This is a genomic window from Streptomyces sp. L7 (assembly GCF_050990935.1).
Taxonomy (GTDB): domain Bacteria; phylum Actinomycetota; class Actinomycetes; order Actinomycetales; family Microbacteriaceae; genus Leifsonia.
On the sequence record NZ_CP194644.1, the window covers coordinates 2,305,407 to 2,317,976 of the forward strand.

13 protein-coding genes and 1 pseudogene are annotated in these 12,570 nt (G+C 68.7%); 9 read left to right on the forward strand and 5 right to left on the reverse strand.

Annotated elements, in window-relative coordinates; all coding sequences use genetic code 11:
* Positions 1-61: 61 nt before the first annotated feature.
* A complete protein-coding gene (gene chvE, locus ACR5MH_RS11480; RefSeq protein ID WP_433862642.1) occupies positions 62-1,195 on the reverse strand; it encodes a multiple monosaccharide ABC transporter substrate-binding protein in 1,134 nt (377 codons plus the stop codon).
* Between the two features lie 316 nt (positions 1,196-1,511).
* On the opposite strand from chvE, the gene ACR5MH_RS11485 reads away from it, so the two are divergent.
* Together ACR5MH_RS11485 and ACR5MH_RS11490 are read left to right on the forward strand one after the other, a co-directional pair.
* Entirely contained in the window at positions 1,512-2,537 is a 1,026-nt protein-coding gene (locus tag ACR5MH_RS11485) for a LacI family DNA-binding transcriptional regulator (RefSeq protein ID WP_433861773.1), read from the forward strand.
* 156 nt (positions 2,538-2,693) lie between these two features.
* Entirely contained in the window at positions 2,694-3,734 is a 1,041-nt protein-coding gene (locus ACR5MH_RS11490) for an LCP family protein (RefSeq protein WP_433861774.1), read from the forward strand.
* Positions 3,735-3,924: 190 nt separating this feature from the next.
* Here the strand turns inward: ACR5MH_RS11490 and ACR5MH_RS11495 are convergent, their stop codons facing one another.
* Together ACR5MH_RS11495 and ACR5MH_RS11500 are read right to left on the reverse strand one after the other, a co-directional pair.
* On the reverse strand, positions 3,925-4,713 hold the full coding sequence (locus ACR5MH_RS11495) for a carbon-nitrogen hydrolase family protein (protein ID WP_431347329.1): 789 nt from the start codon (positions 4,711-4,713) through the stop codon (positions 3,925-3,927).
* 2 nt (positions 4,714-4,715) lie between these two features.
* Complete coding sequence (locus tag ACR5MH_RS11500; protein WP_431347330.1) at positions 4,716-6,323, reverse strand: APC family permease; 1,608 nt, start codon at positions 6,321-6,323, stop codon at positions 4,716-4,718.
* A 144-nt stretch (positions 6,324-6,467) separates the two neighbouring features.
* On the opposite strand from ACR5MH_RS11500, the pseudogene ACR5MH_RS11505 reads away from it, so the two are divergent.
* The 3 genes and pseudogenes from ACR5MH_RS11505 to ACR5MH_RS11515 form a co-directional block, all read left to right on the forward strand.
* A pseudogene (locus ACR5MH_RS11505) lies at positions 6,468-6,635 on the forward strand (helix-turn-helix domain-containing protein); the annotation flags it as partial.
* 86 nt (positions 6,636-6,721) lie between these two features.
* Positions 6,722-7,066: a TetR family transcriptional regulator C-terminal domain-containing protein gene (locus ACR5MH_RS11510; RefSeq protein ID WP_431347331.1), complete on the forward strand. Its 345-nt coding sequence runs from the start codon at positions 6,722-6,724 to the stop codon at positions 7,064-7,066.
* An 87-nt stretch (positions 7,067-7,153) separates the two neighbouring features.
* Positions 7,154-7,546, forward strand: coding sequence for an SRPBCC family protein (locus tag ACR5MH_RS11515; RefSeq protein WP_431347332.1), 393 nt, complete (start codon positions 7,154-7,156; stop codon positions 7,544-7,546).
* Positions 7,547-7,608: 62 nt separating this feature from the next.
* On the opposite strand, the gene ACR5MH_RS11520 is transcribed toward ACR5MH_RS11515, so the two are convergent.
* Both ACR5MH_RS11520 and ACR5MH_RS11525 read right to left on the reverse strand, forming a co-directional pair.
* Entirely contained in the window at positions 7,609-7,902 is a 294-nt protein-coding gene (locus tag ACR5MH_RS11520) for a putative quinol monooxygenase (protein ID WP_431347333.1), read from the reverse strand.
* 114 nt (positions 7,903-8,016) lie between these two features.
* Positions 8,017-9,066, reverse strand: coding sequence for a LacI family DNA-binding transcriptional regulator (locus ACR5MH_RS11525; RefSeq protein ID WP_433861775.1), 1,050 nt, complete (start codon positions 9,064-9,066; stop codon positions 8,017-8,019).
* A 116-nt stretch (positions 9,067-9,182) separates the two neighbouring features.
* Here ACR5MH_RS11525 and ACR5MH_RS11530 point away from each other — a divergent pair, with 116 nt between their 5' ends.
* The 4 genes from ACR5MH_RS11530 to ACR5MH_RS11545 all read left to right on the forward strand — a co-directional run bounded on the left by ACR5MH_RS11530 (position 9,183) and on the right by ACR5MH_RS11545 (position 12,563).
* The gene (locus tag ACR5MH_RS11530; protein WP_431347334.1) at positions 9,183-10,280 is read left to right on the forward strand and encodes a substrate-binding domain-containing protein; all 1,098 of its coding nucleotides are present in this window, start codon (positions 9,183-9,185) and stop codon (positions 10,278-10,280) included.
* Positions 10,281-10,397: 117 nt separating this feature from the next.
* A complete protein-coding gene (locus ACR5MH_RS11535; protein WP_431347335.1) occupies positions 10,398-11,477 on the forward strand; it encodes an ABC transporter permease in 1,080 nt (359 codons plus the stop codon).
* A gap of 2 nt (positions 11,478-11,479) precedes the next feature.
* Positions 11,480-12,274 (forward strand): ATP-binding cassette domain-containing protein, encoded by a 795-nt coding sequence (locus ACR5MH_RS11540; protein WP_431349398.1) that lies wholly within the window; start codon positions 11,480-11,482, stop codon positions 12,272-12,274.
* Positions 12,267-12,563 carry a putative quinol monooxygenase gene (locus ACR5MH_RS11545; RefSeq protein ID WP_431347336.1) on the forward strand — a complete coding sequence of 99 codons (297 nt, stop codon included), beginning with the start codon at positions 12,267-12,269 and terminating at the stop codon, positions 12,561-12,563. Before ACR5MH_RS11540 ends, ACR5MH_RS11545 begins: the two co-directional genes overlap by 8 nt.
* Positions 12,564-12,570: the final 7 nt, after the last annotated feature.

A 12,570-nucleotide genomic window follows, 5' to 3' on the forward strand; every position in this document is an offset into this window, starting at 1 on the left:
GTCGCGGGCGGGGCGGGCACGTCGAACGGCGTGCCCGCCCCGCCTCTGCGGCCGGATCGGACTACTGGAGGTCGGACGCCTTGTAGTAGCCGCTGTCGACGAGCACCTTCTGGTAGTTGTCCTTGGTCACGACGACCGGCTGGAAGAGGTAGCTCGGCACGACCTTGGTCTTGTTGTCGTAGCTCTTGGTGTCGTTGACCTCCGGCTTCGTGCCGGTGAGGATGTCGTTCGCCATCTTGGCCGCCTCGTTGGCGAGCTGGCGGGTGTCCTTGTAGATCGTCGAGTACTGCGTGCCCGCGATGATCTGCTTGACGCTGGCGACCTCGGCGTCCTGGCCGGTGATGATCGGCAGCTTCTTGCCGCTGGAGCCGTAGCCGGCGCCCTCCAGTGCACTCAGGATGCCGTCGGACAGGCCGTCGTAGGGCGAGAGCACGCCCTGCACCGCAGCACCGCCGGAGTACGACTTGGCGATCAGGTCCTGCATGCGGGCCTTCGCGGTCGCCGGGTCCCAGCGCAGGATGGCGACCTGGTTGAAGTTGGTCTGCCCGCTCTTGACGACGAGCGTGCCGTCGGCGATGTAGGGCTTGAGGGTGTCCATCGCGCCGTTGAAGAAGAACGTCGCGTTGTTGTCGTCCGGGCTGCCGGCGAACACCTCGATGTTGAACGGCCCCTTCGCCCCGGTCTTCTTGCCGTCGGCGTCGAGGATGCCGAGACCGGTCAGCAGCGAGTTCGCCTGGTAGACGCCCACCTTGTAGTTGTCGAACGAGACGTAGTAGTCGACGTTCTTGTCGCCGGTGAGCAGGCGGTCGTACGAGATGACCTTGATGCCGGCCTTCGCCGCGGCGTCGAGCTGGTCGGTGAGGGAGCCGCCGTCGATCGAGGCGACGATCAGCACCTTGGCACCCTTGGTGATCATGGTGTTGACCTGCTGGACCTGGGTGGGGATGTCGTTGTTGCCGTACTCGAGATCGACCTTGTAGCCGTCCTTCTCGAGGGCGCTCTTGACGGCGTTGCCGTCGGCGATCCACCGGGTGGAGACCTTGGTCGGCATGGCGACACCCACGAGCGCCCCCTTGTTGTCCGCGGTGCCGGCGCCGCTCCCGGTGCCGGGTCGACCTCCTGAGCACGCGGCGAGCATGACGGCGACACCGAGGGCGACCGCCCCGAGTGCGATTCTCTTCAACTTCACTGTGATTCCCTTCGAGGGTGAGCCGGTCTGCACGCGGGATGCGTGCGGGTACCAGGGCTGGGAGCCGGTCCACGGTCGGGCTGTCGACGTCTGCGCGAGTTCGAGGTCCGAGGTGCTGCTTCGCATCCCGTCCTCCTTCTGCGACGTCGTCGTCGTCCGCTAGGCTGCTGTCCGATATATGTGACCGGTCCCAGAACGGGTATGACGTTATGCCTCATCCAGCCTTCTCGTCAAGCAACGCGCCGAAAATCATCCGCCGCCCTAAGATCGGCAGAGCAGGACGATCCGCGGCGGAACCGCTCTGCCCGAACCCGGAGCGAGCATGACGGACAAGGTCGACAGCGGGGCGGGCAAGCCCCTCTCGATCCGTGATGTGGCGCGCATCGCCGGGGTCTCCCGGCAGACCGTGTCCCGGGTCCTGAACGGCGAGCGGTACATCAAGCCGTCGACCGAGCAGCACGTCAAGAAGGTCATCGAGGAGCTCGCCTGGCGGCCCAACAGCGCAGCCAGGGCCCTCGCCACGTCGCGCTCGAAGGCGATCGGTCTGCTGGTCTCCGCCCGCTCCCACTACGGCCCGTTCAGCGCGGCCGCTGCCGTCGACGAAGCCGCGCGCGCCCGCGGCTACGCCATCGTCTCGGCGACGCTGGCCCACGAGGACGAGGCGAGCCTCACCGACGCGCTCGACGCGTTCCTCGCCCAGGGCGTGGACGGGGTGGTCGTGATCGCGCCCCAGCAGCGGGCGCACGAGGCCCTGCGCACGGTGTCGATCCATGTGCCGTTCATCAGCCTGCAGTGGCCGGACACCCCGGGAGACCGCGCCGTCGCTTTCGACCAGCGCGAGGGCGCGCGGCTGGCCACCCGGCACCTCATCGAGCTCGGGCACAGCCGCATCGTGCACGTCGCCGGCCCCCAGGACTGGAACGAGGCGGAGGAGCGCATGCGCGGCTACCTGGAGGAGATGTCGGCGCGCGACCTCCCGACCTCCCCGCCGGTCCTCGGCGACTGGACCGCCGACACCGGCTACGAGCTGGGCACGAAGCTGCTCGGCGGCAAGGAGTTCACAGCGGTCTTCGCGTCGAACGACCAGATGGCGCTGGGTCTCATGCACGCCGCCGCGGATCTGGGCCTGCACGTCCCGCGCGACCTGAGCATCGTCGGCTTCGACGACATCCCGGAGGCGAAGCATTTCGCTCCGCCGCTGACGACCGTGCGCCAGGACTTCGCGCAGCTGGGCGCCAGCGCGATCGAGCGTTTGATCGCCGACATCGAGGGTCGCGTCGAGCCCGCGCCCACGGAGTTCGCCGCGCCGCAGCTGATCGTCCGTGCGAGCACGGACGCGCCGCGCTGACGGCCGAACGCGGAATACAACGATCTGTGCACAGGCTCAGATTCGGTCCTCTTAAATGAGGACAGACTGCTTATACTGTCCCCACCACAGAGATGAGGGAATCTCACTTAAATCTCTGGTGCCGGACCCGACCCCCGGCACGAGGGGGCGAGCCGGATGGCCATCCACACCGTACACATCCACCCGCGCGGCCACACCGGGCGCTGGCTCCACGTCCTGGTCGCGCTCGGCACGGTCCTCCTCGTCGCGATCGGGACGGCGTTCGCCGCCGCGACGCTCTACGCCGGAAGCGTCGCCGGCACCTTCGACTCCCACGTGACGCGCCTCCCCGACGCCCTCCCGACCTCTGTGCCCAGCCCCGGCCCGACGCCCGGTCCGACGCCTGCGTCCACCGGCGCGATGAACATCCTGCTGCTCGGCTCCGACTCCCGCGGCGCACCCACCGAGGTCGGACCCACGTCGTTGTCGAATCAGCGCTCCGACACGATGATGCTCGTGCACATCGACGCCGACCGGCGCGACATCTACGTCATGTCGATCATGCGCGACCTGTGGGTGCCCATCCCCGGCAACGGCACCGCCAAGATCAACGCGGCCCTCGCCTGGGGCGGAACGCCGCTGACGGTGCTGACGGTGGAGCAGCTCCTCGGCGTGCGGATCGACCACGTCGTGATCCTCGACTTCGCCGGGCTGAAGGGCATCACGAACGCCATCGGCGGCGTGGACGTCGACAGCCCGCTCGCCTTCACCACCGTGAAAGCGCCGCACTACCACTTCGTCCAGGGGCTCAACCATCTCAATGGGGACCAGGCGCTCGCCTTCGCGCGGGAGCGGTACGCGTTCCCCACAGCCGACTACCAGCGCGTCGCGGACCAGCAGGCCCTCCTCCGCGGCTTCGCCACGACCCTCATCCAGCGCTCCGTGCTGACCGACCCCGGCGCCATGCTGGCGTTCGCGAAGGCGGCCGGTTCCGCGGTCAGTGTGGACTCGCAGTTCGACCTGCCGAGCATGCTGTCGCTCGCGGCGAGCCTGCGCCTCTCGGGAGCGGCGGGCATCCACACCTTCACGCTGCCGACCGCCGGCACGGGGACGTCCGCCGACGGGCAGTCGATCGTGCTCCAGGACCCAGCCGCGCTCGCCCGGGTGCGCACCGCGCTCGCCACGGACACCCTCGGGGAGGTCGCGGGCGGGCACTGACGCCGAGGGCATGTCACGGTGTGACGGCCCGCGTGACCCGGGCGGTCGAGCTCCCTCTGCTACGTGCTCGGGACGCACCCGGGATCCGTTTGAGAGCGCGCCGGCGCTACAGCGGGGAAACCCACGACGGCGGGCGGACCTCGGCGCCGCCGAACATCGAGTAGCGGAGGATCGTGCACTGGTCCGCGAGCTAGCTCCACGGCCGGTTGATGCCGTGCGAGCCGTACTCCCGGACGAGCGAGACCCTGTCGAGGTCGAGCACCGCGAACAGCACCTCCTCTCCCCCACCGGCGTGCTGCACGATGGTGCCCTCCGGGTCGACGACGACGCTCTCCCCGACCCCGATCGGCGCCGCGCCGTTGACATTGACGACGTACACCTGGTTCGCGAAGGCGTTGGCTCGCGCCATCACGACCTCCATCTCCCTGTCGCGGGTCGTGGTGAGGGTCGGCTGGAGGATGACCTCCGCTCCGAGCCACGCCAGTTGCCGGGACACCTCCGGGAAGCTGCCGTCGAAGCAGATGGCGAGGCCGATGCGCCCGATGTCGGGGATGTCGAAGGTGACGAAGTCGCTTCCCGGCTGCAGCTGCTCGTACGGGCGCCAGGGGAACAGCTTGCGGTAACGGGCAACGACCTCGCCTTGCGGCGAGACGGCGACGGCGGTGTTGAACAAACGCCCGTGGTCGTCCCGCTCCACCAGGGTCCCCGGCACGAGCCAGACGCCCAGCTCGCGCGCGAGCCGGGCGAGCGCGTCGGTCACCGGGCCCGGTATGGTCGTGGCGGCACGGGCGTCGGCGTCGGCATCCTCCAGCAGGAGCGGACCGGGAGCGGCGAGCAGCAACTCGGGCACGACGATGAGGTCGACGTGCGAGCGCAGGGCGACCACGCTGCGCACCTGCGCCTCGAACCGGCTCCAGGTCGCATCGAGGTCGCCGGCGACGGGGACGGTCTGGACGGCGGCGATGGACAGAATGCGCATGGTCAGCGCTCCTCTCGGGTTGCGGGGAGGGCCACGGGTGCGGCCAGGGCGGGCTCGGCGGGGTCGGCGGGGTCGGCGGGGTCGGCGGGGTCGGCGGGGTCGGCGATGACGAAGTCGGTGTCGCCGGAGCGCCCGACTGGGATCGTCCGCTTGGCGAAGAAGTCGGCGAACACCGGGCGGATCGCGACCGTGACGACGACGCCGAGCAGGAGGGCGCCGATCCCGATCCAGAAGACCGTCCCGATCCCGAGGATCGACGTGCCGGCATAGTCCGGCCGCGCCATGTCGATGGCGCTCACGACGAAGGCGATCAGCATCAGCATCGCGCCGACGGCGGGCAGGACCCCCGCCACGATCAGTCGACCGGCGCTGCGGCGCATGTCGGGCGCGAAGTAGACGATCGCCGCGAGCGCGGTCGCCGCGTAGTAGGCCGCGATCATCACGCCGATGGCCAGCACGGCCAGCCCGATGAAGTCCGTCGAGAGGAGGGTGAGCATCACGACGGTCGCGCAGCTGATCCCGGCCCACCAGTAGGTGGCGACGTGCGGGGTGCGGTGGGTGCGGTGCACGCGGGCGACCGCGGCCGGGAGGGCGCGATAGGTGGCCATGCTCAACCACGACCGCGGAGTGGACACGGCGACGGTGAAGAGCGCCGCGAGCGCCGAGAGCCCGATGGCCAGGGTGATGACCCGGCCGAAGACTTGTCCCGTGGCCATCGGGCCGAGGACCGACAGCACATCGGAGATCGCGTGCGGCGATGTGATGAGCCCGATGCCGCCGAACCCGAGCGCGGCGACCGACGCGCCGCAGTAGAGCACGAGCAGGATGATCGTCGAGATGAGCACCGCCCGGCCTGGCGTTCGCGAGCGTTCGGTCGTCTCCTCGTTGACCGAGATGAGGGAGTCCCACCCCCAGTAGATGAACAGGCACAGGACGACGCCGGTGACCAGTCCACCCGGGTCGGAGACGGCGAAGGGGTTGAACCAGTCGAGGCTCGGCGCGGTCGCTGCGCCCGGCGCGGTGCCGTTGCCCATGGCGATGAACGCGCCGATGCAGAACCCGCCGATCGCCACGATCTGCAAGGCGATCAGCGCGTACTGCACCCACGCCGCCAGCTCGATGCCGCGCACGGCGATCGCGGCACTCACCGCGATGAGCAGGACGGCGCCGGACGTGGTGACGAGCGGGTCGGCAGCGAGCGCCTCGAGCCCGGCTGCGTCCAGGAGGTAGACGGTCGCGACCTCCGCGAGGGCAGCGGTGGCGATGAAGGTCGCGATCTGCGGCACCCAGCCGCCGAAGAACCAGCCGGCGACCGGCCCCAGCGCGCGCGAGATCCAGACGAAGACTCCGCCGCAGTCGGGCATCGCCGCGTTGAGGTCGCGGAAGGCGAAGGCGGTGAAGAGGATGGGGAGGAAGCCGAGCAGGAAGGCCGCGGGCGTCTGGAACCCGACCGCGCCGACGACGTAGCCGAGGGTCACTGCCAGGCTGTACGCCGGAGCGACCGCCGCCAGCCCGAGCGCGACGATCCGGCCGAGGCCGATCGCGTTCGGCCGCAGGCCCTTGTCCGACTGCGCGGCGATGCCGGGCGAATCGGCTTGTTTCGGGGTCATGTGGTCTCCTATCCTTCGTCTTCGTCGTCGATGGAGAAATCTGAATGGCATTCAAACAACTGTGGGACTCTGATGTCAAGACTTTTTTGAAGCTAATTCAAATTTGCGACGCCCCACGTCTCTCGCGTGCGACAGAATGGGTGGATGGGCCGCCCCAACCGCCGCGCCGAGCGCCGCCTCGATATCCTCGACCGGGCTCGCGACGTCGCCGTCCGCGAGGGGGCGAGCGGCACGACGCTGCGGGCTATCGCCACAGCCGCCGGCATGGAGCCTTCCGCCCTGCTGTACTACTTCGACAGCCTCACCGAGATCATCGAAGAGCTCGTGTTCGCTGCGAGCGACCGCTTCATCGAGACGATCGTGGCGGAGGTCGCCGCCGCGGACTCCCCGCCGACCGGATGGTCGCCGCGATCCGGGCAGGCGCGACGGGCGTTATCGCGGGCGACGAGTCGCGCATCCTCTACGAGTTCTGGGCGGCGAGCATCCGCGACGAGCGACTCAACGACGCCGACCACGCCCTCGACCGACGCCAGGCGGAGATCTACCGGGCGATCATCGACGACGGAATCGCCGAAGGCGCATTCGCGCCGCGCCTGGACCCGGCCGACATCCCCTGGGCCCTCGTCGCCCTCGAGGACGGCCTCGTGATGGACATCCTCGCCGGAACGAAAAGCGAGACGGAGGTCGTGCGCCTGATCGTCGCCGTCGCCGAGTCGATGCTCGGCGCGAGCCTCGCGGGCTGAGCGCGGCGCCCCACGCCCACGCACCACCCGCCCGCACCGCGGTCAACCGCTATCCGAGCACCCGACCGCCGTACTAGCTTCCCGGACATGACGACCTACACCGCGACCAGGGCGATCGAGGGCGACACCGACGCCTACTTCTCGTACATCGCCGACCCTGAGAACCTGCCGCAGTACTTCCCCCACATGGTGAGCGCCCACGAGCAGCCGGACGGCACCGTGGAGACGACCGCCCACGTCCACACCGACCGCGACGGCAAGGAGGAGACGGTCACGGCCGAGGCTCGTTTCGACGCCGACTTCGCTGCGAAGGAGATCCGCTGGTCCGCTCCCGGCCCCCACGACTACAGCGGCTCCCTGCGGGTCTCCGACGGCACAGCCGAGCTGACCATCGACACGACAGAGGACCTCCCCGGCATCCAGCGGTCCCTCGAGGACGCGCTCGAGACGATCGCGCAGAACCTGCAGCGGGCGGTGTAGCGGAGGGCGCGGGGATCACGCCGAAAGACTCCCGTCGGCGGAGCGCCGGCGGAATTCCAGCGTCAGAGCGACACGACGTCGGCGAACCGTGTCAGTGCGGGCGGCCCGGCCAGGTAGGCGCCGAGGCCCGAAGCGCCGGGACCGGCCCGCCAAGCGCGGTAGGCCTCGTCATGCTCGAGCGATTCCCAGTGCTCGACCGCGACCACGTGCGACGGGTCGGTGACGTCCGTGACGACCCGCACGCCGAGGCAGCCCTCGAACGCACGCGTGTCCGCGAGGATGTCGAGCAACGCGCGCGGCCCGTCCTCGAGGTGGTCGGCCGCGAAACGCATGTCGAGGAGAGAGGTGACAGTCATGCGGGCGACGCTAGCACCTGGACTCAGGAGGCTTCGAAAGCACAGCGGTCTGAGCGGTGTCATCGAAGGGGAAGGAGCTGACGACCACGATGGCTGCGGCGTCGACCGCGGACTTCACGGCGAGATTTCGCCCGATCCGCGTGGGATGAGGACGGTGGGGACGACGAACGTCTGCGGTTCCAGAGAGGCGTCGTCCAGGCGGGCGAAGATTCGCTCGGCCGCGACGTGCCCGATGCGCGCTGCGTCCTGGGCCACGACGGTGAGCCCCGGCTCCAGAAGGTCGGCGAGTTCGATGTCGTCGAAGCCGACGAGGGCGACCGTGTGCTGCAGCCCGAGCCGACGGAGGGCCCGATAGGCGCCCACGGTGATGAGGTTCTGAGCGCTGAAGAGAGCGGTCGGAGGGGTCGGGCCGGCGAAGAGCGCCTCGACCGCAGCCTGCGAACGGGCCTCGTCAGTCAAGCCTTCGACGATCGTGACCTCTCCAGTCGGTATGCCCGCCCTACCCAGCTCCTCCATGAAGCCGCGCTTGCGTTCCCGTGCGGTCTGGATTTCGGGGCGGTCACCCAGATAGGCGATATGGCGGTGGCCGTGCTGGATCAGGTGCCGGGTCGCCTCCGCGGCACCCGCGGCGTTGCTGGAGACGACCGAGTCGGCTTCCAGCCCGGTCGGCTCACGGTCGATGAACACCAGCGGCGTGCCGTGCTTCTGCTCGGCGAGGAGATAGGCCTGGCTGCGTTTGATGGTCGTGAGGATCAGCCCGTCGACGCGGCGCTTGAGGAAAGCATCGACCGCTCGCTCCTCGAGGTCGGGGTCGTCGTCGAGGCTGGAGGCGAAGACAGCCACGCCGCGGTGGACGGCGATATCTTCGACAGCCCGGTGAAGCGCGCCCGAGAACGGGTTGGAGACGCTGCCGACGAGGAGGCCGATCGTGGCCGTGCGGCGGCCCGTGCGGCGGAGATTTCCGGCGTGCAGATCGGGCTGGAAGTTCAGGTCCGCCGCGGCCCGCTGCACGCGTTCGATGGTCGCGGCCGACACGTGCGGCTCGCCGTTGATGACCCGGCTGACCGTCTTGATGCCGACGCCGGCCAACGTGGCCACATCGCGCATCGTCGGTCGCCTGGAGGTGCCGACCGAGGTCGGGGTTGAGTTTGACAGCGATGTCACGTTTTCTCTCCAATTGAGCGATATGGCTTGACTATAGCGCCCCGCATGCTCTAAACCTAACGTTATGACACCGTTGTCAGTGGACAGCGGGTACAGACACCCAGAGGAGTTCACCGTTGAATTTCACAGCATCCCGCTCCACCCGTAAGCGCGTCCTCGCAGTTGCGGCCATCGCTTCGCTGAGCGCGCTCGGACTGGCCGCATGTTCCAGTTCCGGTTCCGGTTCCGGTTCCGACAAGGTCGGCGTCTCGCTGATCGTGAAGACCACCACCAACCCGTACTTCGTATCCATGGAAGACGCGGCCAAGGCCGACGCCGCCAAAGCCGGAGTCAACCTGACCCTCGCGGCCGGCAAGCAGGATGGCGATGTCGCCACCCAGGTGCAGGCGATCGAATCGGCCATCGGCCGTGGCGACAAGGGCATCCTGATCACCCCGAACGGCCCCGGCGTGCAGAACGCGATCGACAAAGCGCGCAAGGCCGGCCTGTACGTCATCGCACTCGACACCGTCCCGACCCCGCCCTCCTCGGTCGACATCACGTTCGCCACCGACAACTTCGCCGCGGGCGAGGCGATCGGCAAGTGGACCGCCTCCCAGCTGAACGGCAAGGCCGCCGACATCGCGATGCTCGACCTGTTCAACACCCAGGTGGTCTCGGTCGACCTCAACCGCGACCAGGGTTTCCTGAAGGGCATGGGCATCAAGGTCCCCGACTCGTCCAAGAACGGCAGCGAGGCCAAGAGCGGCAACTACACGGGCGGCACGGGCGGCAGCTACACGATCGCCGGCCACCAGCCCACCAACGGCGACGCCGCCGACGGCCGCACCGCGATGGAGACGATCCTCGCGAAGGACCCGAACGTCAACGTCGTCTACACGATCAACGAGCCCGCGGCGTACGGCGCGTACCAGGCGCTCCAGGCGGCCGGCAAGGCCAAGGGAACGATCCTGGTCTCCATCGACGGCGGCTGCACCGGCGTCAGCCAGGTGAAGTCCGGCATCATCGGCGCGACCAGCCAGCAGTACCCTGCGAAGATGGCGTCGCTCGGCATGGAGGCGATCGTGAAGCTCGCGAAGACGGGCCAGAAGCCGAAGACCAGCTCCGGCCTGGACTTCTACAACACCGGGTCGCAGCTGGTGACCAGCACCGCAGTGCCCGGCCTCACGAGCATCACCCCCGACGCCGCCAGCTCCATCTGCTGGGGCAAGTAAGGCCCACCGACCCGGACCGGGGAACCGGTCCGGGTCAGCTTCCTCCTTCAACAGAGGATCCGACAGCATGGTCCGCAAACCATCGCACCGAACACAGAAGTTCAGGAGCACCACATCGTGAGTAATCCCACCACGAGCAAACCAAACGCTCAGTCCAACCCAGCGGCGCAGACCAGCCCTCCGACGTCGGAGCTGGATCTCGCCCAGGAGTTCCTTCACCGCACCACACCGCTGACCCGGATCCGCGGGCTGCTGCACCGCTACCCGGCACTGAGCCCGGCAGTGGTGCTCGTGCTCTCGATCATCGTCTTCGGCATCATCAACCCGCGGTTCCTCAACCCCGGCAACCTCTCGCTCATCACCCAGCAGGTGGCGGTGGTCGGCACCATCGGCATCGCCCAGACGCTGATCATCCTCACCTCCGGCATCGACCTCTCGGTCGGGGCGGCGACCACCCTCGCGGGGCTCGTCATCGCCCAGACCGCCTCCAGCAACCACGTGCCGTGGCCGCTCGCCCTCCTGCTCGGCCTCCTCACCGGCCTCGCCACGGGACTCCTCAACGGCCTCCTGGTGACACGGCTGAAACTGCCGCCGTTCATCGTGACGCTGGGGACGCTGAGCATCTTCACGGCCGTGCTGCTGCTCTACTCGAACAGCGCGTCCGTCCAGGGGCAGAACCTGCCGGGACCCATCACAGCACTGGGCAACACCTTCAACCTCGCCGGGGTGCAGATCACCTGGGGCGTCGTCGTGATGGTCGTGCTCTACGCGATCGTCGCCACGATCCTCGGACGCACAGCGTGGGGCCGTCACGTCTACGCCGTCGGCGACGACGCGGAAGCCGCCCGCCTGGCCGGCATCCGGGTGCAGCGCGTGCTGCTTAGCGTGTATCTCGCGGCGGGCGCCATCCTCGCCGTCGGCGCCTGGGTGCTGATCGGCCGCGTCGACGGCATCGGCCCCAACGACGGAACCGCCACCAACCTCGAGTCGATCACCGCTGTGGTGATCGGAGGCACGAGCCTGTTCGGCGGGCGCGGCACCGTGTGGGGCACCCTCCTCGGAGCCCTCATCGTCGGCGTGTTCGAAGAGGGCCTGGCGGTCGCCGGGCTCGACGTTCTCTACCAGGTGCTCGCCGTGGGCATCCTCGTCATCGTCGCCGTCTCGGTCGACCAGTGGATTCGGAAGGTACGGAAGTGACCATCGCAACCGACAACCCGTCGGCAACGCCGACCGAGACCCGCGCACCGGTGCTCGAAGCCCGACGCCTGGTCAAAACCTTCGGGAGGGTCGTCGGACTCGACGGCGTCAGCCTGCAGCTCTACCCGGGCGAGGTGCTCGCCATCATCGGCGACAACGGAGCGGGCAAGTCCACCCTCATCAAGTGCCTGACGGGCGCCGAGATCCCGGACGAAGGGGAACTGTTCCTCGACGGCCAGCCCATCCATTTCCGCCGCCCGCAGGACGCCCGCGCCGCCGGGATCGAGACGGTCTACCAGAACCTGGCCGTCTCCCCCGCGCTCGACGTGGCGTCGAACCTGTTCCTCGGCCGCGAAGTCCGTCGCGCAGGCGTGCTCGGATCGGTGTTCCGCATCATGGACACCAAGAAGATGCGCAAGCAGGCGAAGGACGAGCTCACCACGCTGGGCATCACGACCCTCCAAGATGTCACCGTCCCGGTCGAGAACCTCTCCGGTGGCCAGCGCCAGGCCGTCGCCGTCGCCCGCGCCGCGGCGTTCGGGTCGAAGGTCGTCGTCCTCGACGAGCCGACGGCCGCGCTGGGCGTGCGGGAGTCGGCCCAGGTTCTCGCACTCGTGAAGAACCTGCGTGACCGCGGAATCCCCGTCATCCTGATCAGCCACAACATGCCGCACGTCTTCGAGGTCGCCGACCGCATCCACATCCAGCGCCTCGGCAAGCGTGCAGCGACGATCACTCCGCAGTCCCACTCGATGACCGATGCGGTGGCCATCATGACCGGCGCAAAAGTTGGGTGAGGCCAAGACGCTCTACGCCGAGTTCACCGCTCGGCCCGGCCACGAGGACGAGGTCGAACGCCTCGTGGCCGGCCTCGCCGAGCAGGTCAGGCAGGAGCCCGGGAACGTGAGCTTCATCGCCCACCGCCTCGTGGAGGATCCCCGAGCCTTCTTCGTCTACGAAGAGTATGCCGACGCCGACGCCTTCGACGCCCACATGCGGTCTGAGCACGGCATCGCTTTCAATGCAGAGCTCTCGGGTCACATCGTCGAGGGCGGCTCCCGGCTGACCTGGCTCGACCGCGTCTGAGCGTGGG